This window comes from Pseudomonas paraversuta, assembly GCF_904067025.1.
Taxonomy (GTDB): Bacteria; Pseudomonadota; Gammaproteobacteria; order Pseudomonadales; family Pseudomonadaceae; genus Aquipseudomonas; species Aquipseudomonas paraversuta.
This window is the reverse complement of sequence record NZ_CAJFDA010000001.1, coordinates 3,300,054-3,319,648: the sequence shown is the minus strand read 5'-3', so window position 1 is coordinate 3,319,648 and position 19,595 is coordinate 3,300,054. Positions and strand designations below refer to the sequence as shown.

At 60.1% G+C, this 19,595-nt stretch carries 21 protein-coding genes; all 21 read left to right on the top strand.

The window, feature by feature from the left end; genetic code table 11:
* Positions 1-111 precede the first annotated feature (111 nt).
* The 21 genes from fliE to flhF all read left to right on the top strand — a co-directional run bounded on the left by fliE (position 112) and on the right by flhF (position 19,588).
* Positions 112-444 carry a flagellar hook-basal body complex protein FliE gene (gene fliE, locus JQ848_RS15030; RefSeq protein WP_003441837.1) on the top strand — a complete coding sequence of 111 codons (333 nt, stop codon included), beginning with the start codon at positions 112-114 and terminating at the stop codon, positions 442-444.
* A gap of 15 nt (positions 445-459) precedes the next feature.
* Complete coding sequence (gene fliF, locus JQ848_RS15025; RefSeq protein WP_003441841.1) at positions 460-2,241, top strand: flagellar basal-body MS-ring/collar protein FliF; 1,782 nt, start codon at positions 460-462, stop codon at positions 2,239-2,241.
* On the top strand, positions 2,234-3,256 hold the full coding sequence (gene fliG / locus JQ848_RS15020) for a flagellar motor switch protein FliG (RefSeq protein ID WP_003441844.1): 1,023 nt from the start codon (positions 2,234-2,236) through the stop codon (positions 3,254-3,256). The genes fliF and fliG overlap by 8 nt, the downstream gene beginning before the upstream one ends.
* A complete protein-coding gene (gene fliH / locus JQ848_RS15015) occupies positions 3,257-4,024 on the top strand; it encodes a flagellar assembly protein FliH (protein ID WP_010656437.1) in 768 nt (255 codons plus the stop codon).
* Positions 4,014-5,372, top strand: coding sequence for a flagellar protein export ATPase FliI (fliI, locus tag JQ848_RS15010; RefSeq protein ID WP_202210905.1), 1,359 nt, complete (start codon positions 4,014-4,016; stop codon positions 5,370-5,372). The genes fliH and fliI overlap by 11 nt, the downstream gene beginning before the upstream one ends.
* 6 nt (positions 5,373-5,378) lie before the next feature.
* Positions 5,379-5,831, top strand: coding sequence for a flagellar export protein FliJ (gene fliJ / locus JQ848_RS15005; RefSeq protein ID WP_003441852.1), 453 nt, complete (start codon positions 5,379-5,381; stop codon positions 5,829-5,831).
* A gap of 124 nt (positions 5,832-5,955) precedes the next feature.
* Positions 5,956-6,258 (top strand): STAS domain-containing protein, encoded by a 303-nt coding sequence (locus tag JQ848_RS15000; protein ID WP_003441855.1) that lies wholly within the window; start codon positions 5,956-5,958, stop codon positions 6,256-6,258.
* Positions 6,255-7,952 carry an ATP-binding SpoIIE family protein phosphatase gene (locus JQ848_RS14995; RefSeq protein WP_202210904.1) on the top strand — a complete coding sequence of 566 codons (1,698 nt, stop codon included), beginning with the start codon at positions 6,255-6,257 and terminating at the stop codon, positions 7,950-7,952. The genes JQ848_RS15000 and JQ848_RS14995 overlap by 4 nt, the downstream gene beginning before the upstream one ends.
* Before the next feature lie 30 nt (positions 7,953-7,982).
* Complete coding sequence (locus JQ848_RS14990; RefSeq protein ID WP_003441860.1) at positions 7,983-8,345, top strand: Hpt domain-containing protein; 363 nt, start codon at positions 7,983-7,985, stop codon at positions 8,343-8,345.
* Positions 8,346-8,422: 77 nt separating this feature from the next.
* A complete protein-coding gene (locus tag JQ848_RS14985) occupies positions 8,423-9,694 on the top strand; it encodes a flagellar hook-length control protein FliK (protein ID WP_202210903.1) in 1,272 nt (423 codons plus the stop codon).
* A 185-nt stretch (positions 9,695-9,879) separates the two neighbouring features.
* Complete coding sequence (gene fliL / locus JQ848_RS14980; RefSeq protein ID WP_161718828.1) at positions 9,880-10,371, top strand: flagellar basal body-associated protein FliL; 492 nt, start codon at positions 9,880-9,882, stop codon at positions 10,369-10,371.
* A gap of 9 nt (positions 10,372-10,380) precedes the next feature.
* Complete coding sequence (gene fliM / locus JQ848_RS14975) at positions 10,381-11,349, top strand: flagellar motor switch protein FliM (protein WP_003441872.1); 969 nt, start codon at positions 10,381-10,383, stop codon at positions 11,347-11,349.
* Positions 11,350-11,407: 58 nt separating this feature from the next.
* A complete protein-coding gene (gene fliN / locus JQ848_RS14970; protein ID WP_003441873.1) occupies positions 11,408-11,872 on the top strand; it encodes a flagellar motor switch protein FliN in 465 nt (154 codons plus the stop codon).
* Positions 11,873-12,313, top strand: a complete 441-nt coding sequence (gene fliO / locus JQ848_RS14965) for a flagellar biosynthetic protein FliO (RefSeq protein WP_003441874.1) — start codon at positions 11,873-11,875, stop codon at positions 12,311-12,313. It abuts the gene before it with no gap.
* The gene (gene fliP / locus JQ848_RS14960; RefSeq protein WP_003441875.1) at positions 12,313-13,056 is read left to right on the top strand and encodes a flagellar type III secretion system pore protein FliP; all 744 of its coding nucleotides are present in this window, start codon (positions 12,313-12,315) and stop codon (positions 13,054-13,056) included. Before fliO ends, fliP begins: the two co-directional genes overlap by 1 nt.
* 24 nt (positions 13,057-13,080) lie before the next feature.
* Complete coding sequence (gene fliQ / locus JQ848_RS14955; RefSeq protein WP_003441876.1) at positions 13,081-13,350, top strand: flagellar biosynthesis protein FliQ; 270 nt, start codon at positions 13,081-13,083, stop codon at positions 13,348-13,350.
* Entirely contained in the window at positions 13,351-14,133 is a 783-nt protein-coding gene (gene fliR / locus JQ848_RS14950; RefSeq protein WP_003441877.1) for a flagellar biosynthetic protein FliR, read from the top strand.
* Positions 14,134-14,135: 2 nt separating this feature from the next.
* Entirely contained in the window at positions 14,136-15,272 is a 1,137-nt protein-coding gene (flhB, locus tag JQ848_RS14945; RefSeq protein WP_202210902.1) for a flagellar biosynthesis protein FlhB, read from the top strand.
* 72 nt (positions 15,273-15,344) lie between these two features.
* Positions 15,345-15,914: a hypothetical protein gene (locus JQ848_RS14940; protein ID WP_202210901.1), complete on the top strand. Its 570-nt coding sequence runs from the start codon at positions 15,345-15,347 to the stop codon at positions 15,912-15,914.
* A gap of 219 nt (positions 15,915-16,133) precedes the next feature.
* Entirely contained in the window at positions 16,134-18,263 is a 2,130-nt protein-coding gene (gene flhA / locus JQ848_RS14935; RefSeq protein ID WP_003441880.1) for a flagellar biosynthesis protein FlhA, read from the top strand.
* Between the two features lie 11 nt (positions 18,264-18,274).
* The gene (flhF, locus tag JQ848_RS14930; protein ID WP_003441881.1) at positions 18,275-19,588 is read left to right on the top strand and encodes a flagellar biosynthesis protein FlhF; all 1,314 of its coding nucleotides are present in this window, start codon (positions 18,275-18,277) and stop codon (positions 19,586-19,588) included.
* Positions 19,589-19,595: the final 7 nt, after the last annotated feature.

Genomic DNA, 19,595 nt, shown 5'->3' with positions numbered 1-19,595 from the left:
TTGGTAACGTTAATTCTTCGAAAACGACAAAGAGCTGGCACCCTTGTTGCTACACCCCAGGATGCGTTGTGAAAGTGTCAAAAAATTGCGGGTCGTCGGAGGCAGTCGTCCATGAGCCAAGGTATTGAATTTAATCGATTGATGTTGGACATGCGGGCCATGCAAATGGACGCCATGGCCCAACCGAAATCGGCTGTGCAGGCCGTTCCCGAAGCGGGTGCCAGCAGCTTCTCCGACATGCTCGGCAATGCGATCAACAAGGTCAGTGAGACGCAGCAGGCGTCGAGTCAGTTGTCGAACGCGTTCGAAATCGGCAAAACCGGCGTTGATCTGACTGACGTGATGATTGCGTCGCAAAAAGCCAGCGTCTCCTTTCAGGCATTGACCCAAGTGCGTAACAAGCTGGTTCAGGCGTACCAAGACATCATGCAGATGCCGGTTTAAGGACGATATTAAGTCATGGCTGATGCACTCCCGGATAACGTTCCGGCCAATCCAGGCCCGGCCGGCGGCAAAGCGCCGCTGTTCGGGTTGTCTTTTCTGGACAACTTGGCCGAAATGACCATGTTGCGTCAGGTCGGCCTTATGGTCGGTCTGGCTGCGAGCGTGGCGATTGGCTTTGCCGTGGTGCTGTGGTCGCAACAACCCGATTACCGGCCGCTGTACGGCAGCCTGGCCGGTATGGATGCCAAGCAGGTCATGGAAACCCTGGCCGCCGCCGACATTGCCTACACCGTTGAGCCCAACTCTGGCGCCTTGCTGGTCAAGGCCGATGACGTCTCCCGTGCCCGGCTAAAACTTGCCGCCGCCGGCGTCACGCCTACCGACAGCAATATCGGCTTTGAAATCCTGGATAAAGACCAGGGCCTGGGCACTAGCCAGTTCATGGAAGCCACCCGCTATCGCCGTGGCCTGGAAGGCGAACTGGCGCGCACCATTTCCAGCCTCAACAACGTCAAGGGCGCCCGGGTGCACCTGGCGATCCCCAAGAGCTCGGTGTTCGTGCGCGATGAGCGCAAGCCCAGCGCCTCGGTGCTGGTCGAGCTGTACGGCGGCCGTTCGCTGGAGCCGGGCCAGGTGCAGGCGATCATCAATCTGGTGGCCACCAGCGTTCCGGAGCTGAACAAGTCGCAGATCACGGTTGTCGACCAGAAAGGCAACCTGTTGTCCGATCAGGCGCAAAACTCCGAGCTGACCATGGCCGGCAAGCAGTTCGACTACAGCCGACGCATGGAAAGCATGCTGACCCAGCGGGTGCACAACATCCTGCAGCCGGTGCTGGGCAATGACCGCTACAAGGCGGAAGTGTCTGCCGATGTTGATTTCAGCGCAGTCGAGTCCACCTCCGAGCAGTTCAACCCGGATCAGCCGGCCCTGCGCAGCGAGCAATCCACCAGCGAGCAGCGCACCGCCAGCAATGGCCCCCAGGGCGTTCCCGGGGCACTGAGCAATCAGCCCCCGAGCCCGGCGTCGGCGCCGCAACAAACCGCCCAGGGCGGTGCAGCAGGCGCGGGCATGATTCAGCCCGGCCAACCGCTGCTGGATGCCAATGGTCAACAAATCATGGACCCGGCGACCGGCCAGCCGATGTTGGCCCCGTACCCGGCAGACAAGCGCTCGCAATCGACCCGCAACTTTGAACTGGACCGCTCCATCAGCCACACCAAGCAGCAGCAGGGTCGGGTCAATCGCCTGTCCGTGGCGGTGGTGATCGACGACAAGGTCAACATCAACCCGGCCAACGGTGAAGTTACCCAGGTGCCATGGACCAGCGATCAACTGGCACGTTTTACCCGGCTGGTGCAGGACGCGGTGGGTTTTGATGCCAGTCGTGGCGACAGTGTCAGCGTGATCAACGTGCCGTTCTCCACCGAACGCGCGGAAGTGGTTGCCGATATTCCGTTCTATTCCCAGCCCTGGTTCTGGGATGTGCTCAAGCAAGTGCTGGGTGTGCTGTTCATTCTGGTGCTGGTGTTCGGGGTGTTGCGTCCGGTGCTGAACAACATCACCGGCCATGGCCGCAACAAGCAGGTGGCGGGTATTGGCAGTGATGCCGAGATGGGCAGCCTGGATGGCGAACTGGCCAACGATCGCGTCAGCCTTGGGGGCCCGCAGAGCATCATGCTGCCGAGCCCGAGCGAAGGCTATGACGCGCAGTTGAACGCCATCAAGAGTCTGGTGGCTGAAGACCCGGGCCGTGTGGCTCAGGTGGTAAAAGAGTGGATCAACGCTGATGAGTGATAACCGAGCTGCTGCCAACGCCAAGCTGACCCGGGTCGACAAGGCAGCCATTTTACTGCTGTCCCTCGGCGAGTCTGATGCGGCCCAGGTACTGCGCCATATGGGGCCCAAAGAAGTCCAGCGGGTGGGTGTGGCGATGGCGCAAATGCGCAACGTGCACCGCGAGCAGGTTGAACAGGTGATGAGCGAGTTCGTCGAGATCGTCGGTGACCAGACCAGCCTGGGGGTCGGCTCCGACAGTTACATTCGCAAAATGCTCACCTCGGCCCTGGGCGAAGACAAAGCCAACGGCCTGATCGATCGCATCCTGCTGGGTGGCAACACCAGCGGCCTCGACAGCCTGAAGTGGATGGAACCCCGTGCCGTGGCGGACGTGATCCGTTTCGAACACCCGCAGATTCAGGCTATTGTGGTGGCCTATCTCGACCCCGATCAGGCGGGCGAAGTGCTCGGCCACTTTGATCAAAAGGCGCGGCTGGACATCATCCTGCGCGTTTCCTCGCTCAACACCGTGCAGCCGGCGGCACTTAAAGAGCTGAACCAGATCCTCGAAAAGCAGTTCTCCGGCAACTCCAACGCTGCGCGCACCTCTTTGGGTGGCATCAAGCGGGCGGCCGACATCATGAACTTCCTCGACAGCTCGATGGAATCTCAACTGATGGACTCGATTCGCGACATCGACGAAGACCTCTCCGGGCAGATCGAAGACCTCATGTTTGTCTTCAACAACCTGGCGGATGTCGACGACCGTGGCATTCAGGCGCTGCTGCGCGAAGTGTCCTCGGACGTGCTGGTACTGGCTCTCAAGGGCTCCGACGAGAACGTGCAGGAAAAAATCTTCAAGAACATGTCCAAGCGGGCCGCCGAATTGCTGCGCGACGACCTGGAAGCCAAAGGCCCGGTACGGGTCAGCGATGTCGAAACCGCACAGAAAGAAATCCTCACCATCGCCCGCCGAATGGCCGAAGCCGGAGAAATCGTTCTCGGCGGGAAGGGCGGCGAAGAGATGATCTAAGTGAGCAATGGTGAGTCGCCCGGAGATGTGATTCGCGCCAAGGATGTGGGGGCCTTCGACGTATGGGGCCTGCCCAGCTTTGACCCGTGGCGCGAGCCGCTCGAGGTTGAGCCCGAGGTGGTCGAGGAGCCGCCGGTCGAGATGCAGGAGGTGCCGCTGGATGAAGTCCAGCCGCTGACCCTTGAGGAGCTCGAAAGCATCCGCCAGGAAGCCTACAACGAAGGCTTTGCCACGGGTGAAAAGGAAGGCTTTCACAGCACTCAGCTCAAGGTGCGCCAGGAAGCCGAGGTCGCTCTGGCGGCCAGGGTGGCCAGCCTTGAACGCTTGATGAGCAGCCTGATGGCGCCGCTGGCCGAGCAGGACCAGCAGCTGGAAAAAGCCATGGTCGGTCTGGTCGAGCACATGACCCGCCAAGTGATCCAGCGCGAACTTAAAACCGATTCCAGGCAGATCGAACAGGTATTGCGCGAGGGCCTGAAGCTGTTGCCCATGGGTGCCGATAACATTCGCCTGTTTATCAATCCCCAAGACTTCGATCAGATCAAGGCCTTGCGCGAGCGTCACGACGAACGCTGGAAAATCGTCGAAGACGACAGCCTGCAAGCGGGCGGCTGCCGTATCGAAACCGAACACAGCCGTATCGATGCCAGTATCGAAACCCGGATCAAACAGGCAATGAGTCAGCTGTTCGATCAGCTTCACGAGCAGGCATTGCACCCGGCCGCGCCGGACATCGACGTCGATCTGGACCAGCCCGATGCACCTTAAGCGCACCAGCTTCGCCAGGCGCCTGGGCGCCTATGCCCCGGTGGTCGCATTGCCCGCGCAGCCGGTAGTCGAAGGCCGCCTGTTGCGCATGGTCGGCCTGACCCTGGAAGCCGAAGGCCTGCGCGCGGCCATGGGCAGTCGCTGTCTGGTGATCAACGATGACAGTTTTCACCCGGTGCAAGTCGAAGCCGAGGTGATGGGGTTTTCGGGCAGCAAGATTTTTTTGATGCCCGTTGGCAGTGTCGCCGGAATCGCCCCGGGTGCCCGGGTGGTGCCCCTGGCCGATAACGGTCGCTTGCCAATGGGCATGAGCATGCTCGGTCGTGTACTCGATGGTGCGGGGCGGCCGCTGGACGGCAAGGGCGGGATGAAGGCCGAAGACTGGGTGCCGATGGATGGCCCGGCCATCAACCCGCTCAAGCGTGATCCCATCAGCGTGCCGCTGGACGTGGGCATTCGCAGCATCAACGGTTTATTGACGGTCGGCCGTGGACAGCGTCTGGGCCTGTTTGCCGGTACCGGCGTGGGCAAGAGTGTGTTGCTGGGCATGATGACCCGCTTTACCGAGGCCGACATCATCGTGGTCGGGCTGATCGGCGAACGGGGTCGCGAGGTGAAGGAATTCATCGAGCACATCCTCGGCGAGGAGGGCCTCAAGCGTTCAGTGGTGGTGGCATCCCCGGCTGACGATGCGCCGCTGATGCGTCTGCGCGCGGCCATGTACTGCACGCGTATTGCCGAATACTTTCGTGACAAGGGCAAGAACGTGTTGCTGTTGATGGACTCGCTCACCCGATTTGCCCAGGCCCAGCGTGAAATTGCCCTGGCCATTGGCGAGCCTCCGGCCACCAAGGGCTATCCGCCGTCGGTATTTGCCAAATTGCCCAAGCTGGTGGAGCGGGCCGGTAACGCCGAAGCCGGGGGCGGCTCGATCACTGCGTTTTACACCGTGCTGTCCGAAGGCGATGACCAGCAGGACCCCATCGCTGACTCGGCGCGGGGCGTGCTTGACGGGCACATTGTGCTGTCCCGGCGTCTGGCCGAAGAGGGTCATTACCCGGCGATCGACATTGAAGCGTCCATCAGCCGGGTGATGCCGTCAGTGGTTACCCCGGAACACATGCGTCGTGCCCAGCAGTTCAAGCAGTTGTGGTCGCGCTTCCAGCAGGCCCGGGACTTGATCAGCGTGGGGGCATACGTGCCCGGCGGCGATCGCGAAACCGATACCGCGATTGCCTTGCAGCCAGCGATGGTGGCGTACCTGCGCCAGGGGCTGAACGACAATATCGGCCTGGGTGAAAGTGCTGGTCATCTGGGGACAATCTTCGCTCCGGCCGCGGGCGGTTAATCGACCATGGCCAGTGATGGAAGGGCAGCGCGTCTGGCGCCGGTGGTGGACATGGCCGAAAAAACCGAGAAGGCCGCAGCGCAGCGGCTGGGGCATTTCCAGGGCCAGGTCAATCTGGCCAACAGCAAACTCGGCGACCTGGAAAACTTCCGCGGGGAATACCAGTCGCAATGGATTGAGCGCGGCAGCCAGGGCGTCACCGGGCAATGGTTGCGCAACTATCAATACTTCCTCAACCAGCTTGAAACCGCCGTCGGGCAGCAGCGCCAAAGCCTGGTCTGGCATGAGAACAACCTCAACAAGGCCCGCGAAACCTGGCAACAGGCCTATGCCCGGGTGGAAGGGCTGCGCAAACTGGTCCAGCGTTACGCCGAAGAAGCCCGCCAGCTGGAAGACAAGCGCGAGCAAAAACTGATGGACGAGCTGTCCCAGCGTTTACCGCGTAACAATCCTTACTGAAGTCCCCCCTCTCCTGTAGGAGCGAGCAGGCTCGCTCCTACAGAGTTTGTGCGGCGTCACTCCCTGGGTTTCAGAGCGTCTATAGTTTGCGGGTCAACCCGAAACCCGACACGGGAGCTCCCCCATGGCAGTGACGTCTGAAATCTCCGCAGATGGCCGCAAGCTGACGATCGCGATCAAAGGCCGGTTCGACTTTGCCAAGCATCAGCAATTTCGTGAGGCTTACGAAAAGCTCGACTCTGATACCGAATGCGTGGTGGATCTGAAGGAAGCGACCTACGTCGACAGTTCGGCACTGGGCATGCTGTTGTTGCTGCGCGACCATGCCGGCGGCGACAACGCAGAAATCAGGGTGATCAACAGCAACCCGGATGTGCTCAAGATTTTCAATATTTCCAACTTCGACAAACTGTTCGATATCACGTGAACACCACCCTGACCGTGTTGATTGCCGAGGACAGCAGCACTGACCGCCTGCTGTTGTCGAGCATTGTGCAGCTTCAGGGGCATAACGTGCTGCTGGCAGCCAATGGTGCTGAAGCCATAGCGCTGTTTGCCCGGGAGCGTCCACAGCTGGTGCTGATGGATGCTGTAATGCCAGTGATGGACGGATTCGAGGCCGCGCGCCAGATCAAAGCATTGGCGGGCGAGGTGCTGGTGCCGATCATTTTTCTCACGTCCCTGAATCAGGCCGATGCCCTGGCCCGCAGTCTGGAGGTTGGCGGCGACGACGTGCTGAGCAAGCCTTACAACCCCATGCTGCTGGCGGCGAAAATCACCGTGATGGACCGGATGCGGCGTCTGCAGGAAACCGTGCTGCAACAGCGCGACCAGATCGCCCGGCATAACGATTACTTGCTCAACGAGCAGCGGGTGGCCAAGGCCGTGTTTGACCGGGTGGCACACGCGGGCTGTCTGAGTGCGCCGAATATCAGTTACCTGCAATCGCCCTATGCCTTGTTCAATGGTGATTTATTGCTGGCGGCCTACACCCCGACCGGAGATACCCATCTTCTTTTGGCCGACTTTACCGGGCACGGCCTGCCGGCTGCGATTGGTGCCATGCCTTTGGCAGAAGTGTTTTACAGCATGACGGCCAAAGGCTACGGGCTGGCCGAAATGCTCCGGGAAATGAACGCCAAGCTCCAGGGAATCCTGCCCGTCGACATGTTTTGCTGCGCCACGGTGCTGTGCGTCAGTGCCCAGCGGCGCAGTGTCGAAGTCTGGAACGGCGGCATGCCCGATGGCTATCTGCAAGCCCGGGCCACGGGGCAGCGCAGGGCATTGACCTCGCAGCACCTGCCGTTGGGCATATTGCGTGCCGAAGCCTTCGATCACTCCACCCGTGTATGGCCAATGCTGCCCGGTGACCAACTGTTTTTACTGACCGATGGTGTGATCGACACCAGCGGCCCGGATGAGCAGCTGTTCGGAGTTGAGCGCTTGCAGCAGGTACTGGATGCCAATCGCCAGCCGCACATGCTGATTGCCGAGGTCGAACAGGCCCTGCACGATTTCCAGGGCCATTCCCGTGATGATGTGAGCATGGTGCAGATCACGTCACAGTTGCCGCAGCCTCTGGATGTGCCGGTCATGCCTTATTCCGACAGTGACCAGTGCAGCCCGCTGGACTGGTCGGCCAGCTTTGAATTCCGCGGGGCCACGCTGCAACGGTTCAATCCGCTGCCCTATCTGTTGCAACTGCTGATGGAGGTTCACGGCTTGCGGGCCCGGGGTGCAGTGATTCATGCGGTACTGTCCGAGCTTTACAGCAATGCTCTGGAGCACGGCGTTCTGGGTCTTGATTCACGGCTCAAGCGAGATGCCCGGGGGTTTGCCCGCTATTACCAGTTGCGTAATGAACGTCTGGCAGCGCTGCGAAGCGGGTTTGTGCGGGTGCGGGTGCAGGTCGAACCTGTGCCACGGGGCGGGCGCTTATTGCTGCAGGTAGACGACAGTGGTGAGGGTTTTGATGTTGCAACAGTGCTGTCCAGACCGCTGGACCTGAACCGTCTGTCGGGGCGTGGGGTGAGTTTGGTACGCCAACTGTGCCCTGCAGCGCAATGGTCCGCCGATGGTCGCAGTGCGACCGTAGAGTTTTCATGGGAGGCTCTGGCATAATCCGATCATTCTTGATCAAGGAGTGAACAAGTGTCCGACATTCATATGGATCCAAAGGTAGTCAGTGCGTTGCGGGACGTAATGGAAGGCGGGTTTGAGGATTTGCTCGACACCTTTCTTTCTGATTCCGAAGAGCGCCTGGATCAACTGCGCAGCACACACGAAGCCCACGACCTGAGTCTGGTCGCCCACAGCTTCAAAGGCAGTAGCAGCAACATGGGTGCCATTCGTTTGGCGCATCTGTGCGGCCTGCTTGAAGAACGGGCGCAAAAGAAGCCGCTGGCCGGCATCAAGGAGCTGGTCGTCAAAATCGACGATGAATACCAGATGGTGCGTCGTCTTTATCGTGCCGAGCGCCAGCGTTTCAATCCGTCGAACTTTGCCTCCGGCTGATTCGGCCAAAGCTGGCCCGAACCTTGCTCTGACTCATCCACCTGTACCTATGCCAGCCGTACAGTGGAGACCTGTTAATGCCCCTTGCCGCCAATCCCTTTCTTCAGACCTCCGGTACTGCTGCGTCCAAAACGCCTGCGGTCAAAACTCCCCTGTCTGGCACCGAGCCCGCTAAATCCGGAGCTGAACCCTTTTCCAGGGTGTATGCGAAAGCGTCTGAAACCAAGCCCTTGAGTCATGTGCGGGAACCCTCTGCGGGAGCGCTCGCCAAGCGTAATCAGGGCAGCGACCAGGCGTCTGAAAGACCGCCGGCGGTTGCCGATAGCGGCAAGACCTTGCCTGCTGGCAAGACCAAAGACACCGGCAGCGCAAGTCAGCAAGATGCCGCTGACGGGGTACGCGGCGAGGCGACTGTGCCGGTGCAGGCAGTGGTAGCGCCGCCTGCGGCTGAAGCTGCAGTGCCGGTAGAGCCGGCGCAGCCCGAGGTGCAAGCCGCGCAACTGGCCGCTGCGGCGCAAGCACAGCTGCAGCCGCTACCGGTGGAGGATGACAGTTTCGATCCTGAGGCCGATCCCCTGGACGATATGCCTGCGGTGCGCCTGGCCATGGAGCAGGGCGGGCATGTCTCGGCCGGTAGCCAGACGCCGGGGAAAAATGCGGCACTGGAGAATTCCCCGGCCACTGTTCAGGGGCAAACCGCTGCGGTTGCCATGCTGATCGACCCGAAAGCCGACGGTTCAGCGTCCGGCGAGGGGGGGGAGGAGGCATTCAAGGGGCTGCTCGATGATGGTCTCAAAGACCTGAAGAGCGCATCCAGCGATACCCGGGTGGATGACTTCGCCAGTCGCTTGGCTGCACTCACCCAGGCGGCGGTACCCAAAACCGCCAATGCATTGCCGGTCAACCAGCCTTTGGCCATGCATCAGAGCGGCTGGACCGAAGAGGTGGTCAATCGTGTGATGTACCTGTCCAGCGCCAACCTGAAATCGGCAGATATCCAGTTGCAGCCGGCGGAGTTGGGGCGGCTGGATATCCGGGTCAACATCGCCCCCGACCAGAGCGCGCAGGTCAACTTCGTCAGTGCCCACGCCGGGGTGCGCGAGGCGCTGGACAACCAGATGCACCGCTTGCGTGAAATGTTCGCCCAGCAGGGCATGGGGCAGGTCGACGTCAACGTCTCGGACCAGTCGCGCAACTGGCAGGGGCAGGGCCAGGAGCAGCAGGCGCAGAACCCCTCTGGTGGTCACCGGCTTGAAGGTGCCGGCGAAGATGAGCCGGCAATCGCGACCACCGGCAGCGTAGCGCCAAGCGTGGTTATCGGCTCCAGCGCGGTGGATTACTACGCCTGAGCCACAGCCTCGCCCCCCCTCTAGGCGCGAGCTTGCTCGCGGGTTTTTTCAATGTGCAGGCGAGCAGGCTCACGCCTGCACAGGTGTGCTCTTACAGTGTTCTGCCACATCCCGACACTTCTGGCATAACACTTGCTCTGCCTACCCAAGCATCTGTGAAAACCGAAAAGCGACGGATTATTGGCATGGCGACGAGCGACGTAGTGAAGGACCCTGCCGAGAAAGGCAAATTGAAGCTGATCATCCTGGTCGCAGTGGCAGTGTTGCTGGCGATCGGCCTGTCTGTGGGTGCCACCTGGTATTTCCTGAGCGGCCCCAGGAGCGAGTCCGCACCTGTGGTTGACGCAAACATCAAGCTCCCGGCGATTTATGAACCCATGGCGCCGGCCTTCGTGGTCAATTTCAACGCCAATGGCCGCCAGCGCTATATGCAAGTGAGCATGACCTTGCAGGCGCGCGACCAGAATGACCTCAACGCCCTCAAGGTGCATATGCCAGTGATCCGCAACAATCTGGTGATGCTGTTCTCCGGGCAAACCTTCGATGACCTGGCGACGCCGGTGGGGCAGGAAATACTTCGTCAGAAAGCTACTGCCAGCGTTCAGGAAGTGGCGCAAAAAGAACTCGGAAAAGTGGTTGTCGATCAGGTGCTCTTTACTAACTTTGTATTGCAGTAGGATCACGACATGGCCGTGCAAGACCTGCTGTCCCAGGATGAAATCGACGCGCTGTTGCATGGTGTCGATGATGGCCTGGTACAGGCCGAAGCAGCTGCCGAACCCGGCAGTGTCAAAAGTTACGACCTGACCAGTCAGGACCGGATTGTCCGGGGCCGCATGCCGACCCTGGAAATGATCAACGAGCGTTTCGCCCGTTACACCCGCATCAGCATGTTCAACATGCTGCGCCGCTCTGCGGACGTCGCAGTGGGCGGGGTACAGGTCATGAAATTCGGTGAATACGTGCACTCGCTGTACGTGCCCACCAGTCTCAACCTGGTCAAGATCAAGCCGTTGCGCGGCACTGCGCTGTTTATCCTCGATGCCAAGCTGGTGTTCAAGCTGGTGGACAACTTCTTCGGCGGTGACGGCCGTCACGCCAAGATCGAAGGCCGTGAATTCACCCCCACCGAACTGCGGGTGGTGCGCATGGTGCTGGAGCAGGCCTTCATCGATTTGAAGGAGGCCTGGCAGGCGATCATGGAAGTCAATTTCGAGTACATCAACTCGGAAGTGAACCCGGCAATGGCCAATATCGTCGGCCCCAGCGAAGCGATCGTGGTGTCAACCTTTCACATCGAGCTCGATGGCGGTGGCGGAGACCTGCACGTCACCATGCCGTACTCGATGATCGAGCCGGTACGCGAGATGCTCGATGCCGGTTTTCAGTCCGACCTCGACGATCAGGACGAACGCTGGAGCAAGGCTTTGCGCGAGGACGTGCTGGATGTCAGCGTGCCACTGAGCGCCACCGTGGCCCGCCGGCAATTGCGTCTGCGTGACATTTTGCACATGCAGCCGGGTGATGTGATTCCCGTCGAACTACAAGACGAACTGGTGATGCGCGCCAACGGCGTGCCTGCGTTCAAGGTCAAACTGGGTTCGCACAAAGGCAATCTGGCCTTGCAAGTGATCGAGCCCATCGGACGGCGCTAGGCGTCGGTCCACCCCAAATTGCTGTGTTAATGATTGACTGCTCGCCGAGGACTCCCCGATGGCTACCGAACACGATACAAGTGCTGCAGACCAGGCCCTGGCTGATGAATGGGCTGCGGCCCTGGAAGAAACCGGCGACGTCGGGCAGGCGGATATCGACGCCTTGCTGGCGGCCGATGCAGCCACCAAGCCGGCCTCCAGCCGCTTGCCAATGGAAGAGTTCGGCAGCGTGCCGCGCAATAACGAACCGGTCACCCTGGATGGCCCCAACCTGGATGTGATTCTGGATATTCCGGTTTCCATCTCCATGGAAGTGGGCAGCACCGACATCAACATCCGCAACCTGTTGCAACTCAATCAGGGTTCGGTCATCGAGCTTGATCGTCTGGCCGGCGAGCCGCTGGACGTGCTGGTCAACGGCACCCTGATTGCCCATGGTGAAGTGGTGGTGGTCAACGAAAAGTTCGGCATCCGCCTGACTGACGTGATCAGTCCAAGCGAACGCATCAAGAAGCTGCGTTAAGTGAAGCGGCTTCTCGGCGGTTTACTGGCTTTACCCCTGAGCGTGCTGGCGGCCGAGCCGCTGGCCAGCGCCACCCCTGTTGCTGCACCTGTGATCGGCAGTGGCATCGGCGGGCAGCTGACACAGCTGGTGCTGGGTTTGTTGCTGGTGCTGGGGCTGATCTTTGCCCTGGCCTGGCTGCTGCGCCGGGTACAGCAAACCGGGTCGCGACAGGGGCAGGTGATTGAGTTGATCAGTTCACGTGCCCTGGGTGCCCGCGACCGGCTGGTGCTGGTGCAAGTGGGCGAGGAGCAGATTCTGCTTGGCCTGACGCCCGGGCGTATCACCCCCTTGCACGTGCTCAAGGAGCCGGTGCAGGTGCCGGGTACCACGCAGTCGGCGACCCCCGAGTTTGCCAAACGATTGATGGAAGTATTGGGTCAGCAAAAGGACAAGCCGTAATGCGTTTAGTCGTCGCGCTGTTGTTGACGTTGCTCGCACCAGTAGCGTTCGGGGCCGATCCGCTGTCGATTCCGGCGATCACCCTGGGCACCGGGGCCAACGGCCAGCAAGAGTACTCGGTCAGCCTGCAAATTTTGCTGATCATGACCGCGCTGAGCTTTATTCCGGCGTTCGTCATGCTGATGACCAGCTTCACGCGGATCATCATTGTGTTTTCGATCCTGCGCCAGGCCCTGGGGCTGCAGCAAACGCCGTCGAACCAGATTCTCACCGGCATGGCGCTGTTCCTCACCATGTTCATCATGGCGCCGGTATTCGACAAGGTGAACCAGGACGCCTTGCAGCCTTACCTGGCAGAAAAACTCTCGGCCCAGGACGCCATTCTCAAGGCGCAAGTGCCGCTCAAGGACTTCATGCTGGCGCAAACCCGCACCAGCGACCTTGAACTGTTCATGCGCCTGTCCAAGCGCACCGACATCGCCACTCCGGATGCCGCGCCCCTGACCATTCTGGTGCCGGCCTTCGTCACCTCGGAGCTGAAAACCGCATTCCAGATCGGCTTCATGATCTTCATCCCGTTTTTGATCATCGACCTGGTGGTGGCCAGTGTGCTGATGGCCATGGGCATGATGATGCTCTCACCGCTGATCATTTCGTTGCCGTTCAAAATCATGCTGTTCGTGCTGGTGGATGGCTGGGCGTTGATTATCGGCACCCTGGCCAGCAGTTTCGGCGGAGTTTGACCCCATGAGCGGGAGTAATGCGCAATGACCCCAGAAGTCGCGGTTGACCTGTTTCGCAGCGCGCTGTGGCTGACCACGGTGATGGTCGCGGTGCTGGTCGTGCCCAGTTTGCTGGTCGGGCTGTTGGTGGCCATGTTTCAGGCGGCTACCCAGATCAACGAGCAGACCCTGAGCTTCCTTCCGCGGTTGCTGGTGATGCTGGTCACCCTGATCGTTGCCGGGCCCTGGCTGGTGCAGACCTTTATGGAATACATCCTGCAGTTGTACGGCAGCATTCCGCAGTTGATCGGCTAAATGTCGCTGCTCGCTTTGACGGACGCGCAGATCAGCACCTGGGTCGCCAGCTTCATGCTGCCGCTGTTCCGGGTGGGCGCGTTGCTGACCACCATGCCGATCATCGGCACGACCCTGGTGCCCAAGCGCATCAAGCTGTTTCTGTCGCTGGCCATCACCCTGGCAATCCTGCCCAGCCTGCCGCCGCTGCCGGCCGTCAACCCGCTGGACCTCAGTGGCCTGATGCTGATTGCCGAGCAAATCATCATCGGCGCATTGCTGGGCTTCTCGCTGCAACTGTTTTTCCAGGCGTTCGTGGTGGCCGGGCAAATTGTCGCGATCCAGATGGGCATGGGCTTCGCGTCCATGGTCGACCCGGCCAACGGGGTCAACGTGGCGGTCATCGGGCAGTTCTTCACCATGCTCGTGACTTTGTTGTTTCTGTCCATGAACGGCCATCTGGTGGTCTTCGAGGTGCTCACCGAGAGCTTCACTACCTTGCCGGTGGGCGGTGGCTTGTTGACCAATCACTACTGGGAAATCGCCAACAAGCTGGGCTGGGTGCTGGGTGCCGCATTGTTGCTGGTGCTGCCGGCCATTACTGCATTGCTGGTGGTCAACATCGCCTTTGGTGTGATGACCCGGGCGGCGCCGCAACTCAATATCTTTTCGATCGGTTTTCCGCTGACTCTGGTGCTGGGCATGGTGATCCTGTGGATCGGCCTGGCGGATATTCTCAATCAGTATCAACCGCTGGCCTCCGAGGCCTTGCAGTTTTTACGTGAGCTGGCACAGGCGCGATAGCCATGGCAGAAAGCGAGAGCGGTGCCGATAAAACAGAAGACCCCACGGAGAAGCGAAAAAAGGACTCCAGGGAAAAGGGCGAGATCGCACGCTCCAAAGAGCTGAATACCCTGGCCATCATGCTGGCGGGTTCTATCGGACTGCTGATTTTTGGCGGCGCGCTGGCGCGGGACATGATGGATCTGATGCGCTACAACTTCAGCATCAGTCGCGAAACCCTGCTCAATCCCGATTCCATGGGCCTTTTTTTGCTGCACTCGGGCAAGGTTGCGCTGATTGCCGTGCAGCCGGTTCTGGTGACCTTGCTGATTGCTGCCCTGGTCGGGCCCATTGCCCTGGGGGGCTGGCTGTTCGCTGCCGGCAGCCTGGCGCCCAAGTTCAGCCGCATGAACCCCGCTGCCGGGATCAAGCGCATGTTCTCGGCCAAGGCGCTGGTGGAACTGCTGAAGGCGCTGGCCAAATTCTTCATCATCCTGATCGTGGCCTTGCTGGTGTTGCAGTCCGACATCGACGACCTGCTGCGAATCGCCCATGAGCCTTTGGAACTGGCGGTAATCCACAGTGTGCAAGTGGTTGCCTGGAGTGCGCTGTGGATGGCCTGCGGGTTGATCCTGATTGCGGCGGTGGACGTTCCGGTGCAGCTGTGGGAAAGCCACAAAAAACTGCTCATGACCAAGCAGGAAGTGCGTGATGAGCACAAGGATCAGGAAGGTCGGCCCGAGGTCAAACAGCGGATTCGCCAACTGCAACGGGAAATGAGCCAGCGGCGCATGATGAGTGCCATTCCCGACGCCGACGTGATTATCACCAACCCGACGCACTACGCCGTGGCGTTGAAATACGATCCGGAGAAGGGCGCGGCGCCCATGCTGCTGGCCAAGGGCAGCGATTTTCTGGCACTCAAGATTCGCGAGATTGGTGCCAGGCATAATATTTTGCTGCTGGAGTCTCCGGCCCTGGCGCGCTCGATCTACCACTCCACGGAGCTGGATCAGGAGATTCCTGCCGGGTTGTATCTGGCCGTGGCCCAGGTTCTGGCCTATGTGTACCAGATACGCCAGTATCAGGCGGGCCGGGGCAAGCGCCCGGATCCGCTCAAGGATTTGCCGATTCCGGCGGATTTACGGCGTGATCAGTAGAGGCTTGCCCCAAACCTGCTTAACTTGGAATGCGATGTCTTTTTAGTTCGCGCGCAGGCAATGGAGAGTGCTATGCCGATTGAGTTAACCCTTATTCCTGAAGGTTCGATCAGAACCTATGCGCTAAGTGATTCGAGTGACATTGCTCACGTCGATCTCGAAGGGTTGTTTCCGAAATTCCCTGCTCTGGACGGCACCTTTGCCATTTTCTGGCTGGAACAATTGCAGGGGCGGCATATTGTCGGCTTCAGTACCGAGGGCTCGAACTTGCTGGCGGTGATCTCGTTGCCCACCGTGCCCCACGGCCTGGGCCGGGAGCAGTACTACGCCGGGATCATGGAGCGCTGCTACAAAGAGCGGGACTCCATCATGTCTTTTCTGCGCAAGTCGTTGAGTTTCGAAGGCATCAATGGCCGCTGCGTGCGCAGTTTCATCCTCTACAAGCTGATACGCCAGTTGCAGCTGGACAGCGTGCCGGTGTGGGAAGAGCGCCCGCACATCGGCGATGGGCGCTGTGGTGCGATTTTGATCGGTGGTCGCGGATCTGAGCGCTACGAGCCCAATCGCAAGCTGGATGTGGTGTTCCGCTCCAGCAGCAGCGCGTGTCTGGTGATCGACCTTGGGGAGTGGCGCTGGAACTGAGTACCGGCGCCCCGTTTGACCGTAGGAGCGAGCTTTTCAATCTGCAGACAAACAGCTCGCGGGCAAGCTCGCTCCTGCAGGGTTATGTATATATGGCTGCCGCCCGGCAGCTCTGAAATATAGACATGGCCATTTGCCAAAGTTGGAAGGCTTCTTGCACAGGCAGGCTTTACGGCGCATATGGCGTCAAAAGTTTGCTAAAGGTTTGTCGCAATGTCATTGGATCGCTCTCAGTTAATCAACACCGCACGCAACGGTCTGGCCGGTTTGGGGCATGGACAGTTGGGCGTGCCGTTGTTATTGCTGGTGATGCTGGCAATGATGATGCTGCCAATCCCGGCCTTTCTGCTGGACGTGTTTTTCACCTTCAATATCGCGCTGTCGATTGTGGTGTTGCTGGTCTGTGTCTATGCCCTGCGGCCGCTGGATTTTGCCGTGTTCCCCACCATTTTGCTGGTCGCCACGTTAATGCGTCTGGCGCTCAACGTGGCTTCGACCCGGGTGGTCATGCTTCACGGCCAGGAAGGCCACGGGGCCGCCGGCAAGGTGATTCAGGCCTTCGGTGAAGTGGTGATCGGCGGTAACTACGTAGTCGGTATCGTGGTGTTCGCGATTTTGATGATCATCAACTTCGTGGTGGTGACCAAGGGTGCCGGACGTATTTCCGAAGTGAGCGCCCGTTTCACCCTCGACGCCATGCCCGGCAAGCAAATGGCAATTGACGCCGATCTCAATGCCGGTCTTATCGATCAGCCCCAGGCCAAGCAGCGCCGTCAGGAAGTTGCCCAGGAGGCAGAGTTCTACGGCTCGATGGACGGCGCCAGCAAGTTCGTGCGCGGTGACGCCATCGCCGGCTTGCTGATTCTGTTCATCAACCTGATCGGTGGCATGGCCGTCGGTATTTTCCAGCACGGCATGACGTTCGGCGAGGCCGGCAAGGTCTACGCCTTGCTCACCATTGGTGACGGTTTGGTGGCGCAGCTGCCATCGCTGTTGCTGTCCACCGCTGCCGCGATCATGGTGACCCGCGCGTCCGGCTCCGAAGACATGGGCAAGCAGATCAATCGCCAGATGTTTGCCTCGCCCAAGGCGCTGGCGGTGTCGGCCGGTTTGATGGCGGTCATGGGGATCGTGCCGGGCATGCCGCACTTCTCCTTCCTGAGTCTGGCCGCCGTTGCGGGTGGCGTGGCCTATCTGATGTGGAAAAAGCAGAATGTGGTCAAGGTCCAGGCCCTGCAAGAGGTGCAGCGTCAGCAAGAGTTGCTGCCATCGCCGGCCCGGGCCCAGGAGAGCAAAGAGCTGGGCTGGGATGACGTAACGCCCATCGACATGATCGGGCTGGAAGTCGGCTATCGCCTGATCCCGCTGGTGGACCGCAATCAGGGCGGCCAGCTGCTGGCACGGATCAAGGGCGTGCGCAAAAAACTGTCCCAGGACCTGGGCTTTCTGATGCCCACCGTGCATATCCGCGACAACCTCGATCTGGCCCCCAGCGCCTATCGCCTGACCTTGATGGGGGTGATTCTGGCCGAGGCCGAGATCTACCCCGATCGCGAACTGGCGATCAACCCGGGGCAGGTGTTCGGCACACTTAACGGTATTACCACCAAAGATCCGGCCTTCGGTCTGGAAGCCGTGTGGATCGAGATCAGTCAGCGCAGTCAGGCGCAATCGCTGGGCTATACCGTAGTGGATGCCAGCACTGTAGTTGCGACCCACTTGAACCAGATTCTGTACAAGCACTCCCATGAACTGATCGGTCATGAAGAAGTGCAGCAGTTGATGCAGCTGCTGGCCAAGGCCTCGCCAAAATTGGCCGAAGAGCTGGTGCCGGGGGTGTTGAGCCTGTCGCAGTTGCTCAAGGTGTTGCAGGCCTTGTTGGCAGAACAGGTACCGGTACGCGACATTCGAAGCATTGCCGAAGCCGTCGCGAACAATGCCCATAAGAGTCAAGATACTGCCGCGCTGGTTGCTGCGGTCCGGGTCGGACTGTCCCGCGCAATCGTGCAAAGCATTGTAGGCGTTGACTCCGAGCTGCCTGTGATCACCTTGGAACCAAGGTTGGAACAAATATTGCTCAATAGTTTGCAAAAGGCCGGACAAGGCCAGGAAGAGGGCGTGTTGCTGGAGCCAAGCATGGCGGAAAAACTCCAGCGCTCGCTGATCGACGCCGCCCAGCGTCAGGAGATGCAAGGCAACCCGGTGATCTTGCTGGTGGCAGGCCCGGTACGTGCAATGCTTTCGCGGTTTGGACGCCTGGCGGTGCCTAACCTGCATGTGCTCTCGTACCAGGAAATTCCTGATAACAAGCAAGTCACGATTGTTGCGACAGTAGGCCCTAACGGCTGAGGGTTTGATTTATGCAAGTGAAGCGATTTTTCGCCGCCGACATGCGTCAGGCCATGAAGCTGATTCGTGATGAATTGGGGGCCGACGCCGCCATTATCGGTAACCGCCGGATCGCCGGTGGGGTGGAGTTGACTGCCGCCCTGGACTACAAACTGTCGGCGCTGGCACCGCGGGTACCGAATATGGAACTGGAAGAAGAGCTGCGCAAAACCCAGTCCAGCATTGTTTCGGCCCGGGCCGAACTGAGTTTGCGCGGGGATGGCGATGCCGATGTCAGCCGCCAGTTGTTTGCCGGTCTGCCGCTGACCGCCGCCGAGCCGTTGACCGAGCCGGCGCCGCAGGAACCGGCGCGTCCTGCTCCTGTGGCCGCGCCCTCGATGGACCAGCGCGCCTTTGACAACATGCGCTCGGAACTCAATGTGCTGCGCGAACTGCTCGAAGTGCAGTTGGGCTCGCTGGCCTGGAACCAGTTGCAGGCTGCCAAGCCTGCACAAGCCAATTTGTGGCGCCGTTTACAGCGCATTGGCTTGTCCGGGCCGCTGTCGCGGGATCTGCTGGCGCAAGTGGCTGGAATTGAAGAACCGCGTCAGGCGTGGCGGATGTTGCTGGCCCACCTGGCGCGAATGATCGCGACCCCGGAGCTTGAACCGCTGGAAGAGGGCGGTGTGATTGCCATGGTGGGGCCTGCGGGCATGGGCAAAACCACTACCCTGGCCAAGCTGGCAGCGCGTTACGTCCTCAAGTACGGCGCGCAAAATATTGCCCTGGTGAGCATGGACAGCTTTCGTATCGGCGCCCAGGAACAACTGAAGACCCTGGGCCGAATTCTCAATGTACCCGTGACCCACGTTGCGCCTGGCCAGTCGTTGGGCCAGACCCTTGAGCCGCTGGTACGCAAGCGCGTGGTGCTGGTTGATACCGCCGGCCTGCAGGCCAGCGATCCGGCACTGCGCCTGCAGCTTGAAAGTCTTGCGGGGCGCGGGATCAAGGCTCGCAACTATCTGGTACTGGCGACCACCAGTCAGAAACAGGTGTTGACGGCGGCTTACCTCAGTTACAAACGATGCGGGCTGGCCGGTTGCATTCTGACCAAGCTGGATGAAACCGCGAGTCTGGGGGAGGTGCTGAGCCTGGCGATCCAGCACGGGCTGCCGGTGGCTTACCTCACGGATGGTCCGCGGATCCCCGATGATCTTCACTTGCCCCGTCGTCACCAGTTGGTGAGCCGGGCCGTGAGTGTGCAAATGCAGGAAGAACCCAGTGAAGAGGCCATGGCCGACATGTTCGCTGATATCTATCAAAGCCCTCCCAAACAGGTCGGCTGAGGTACTC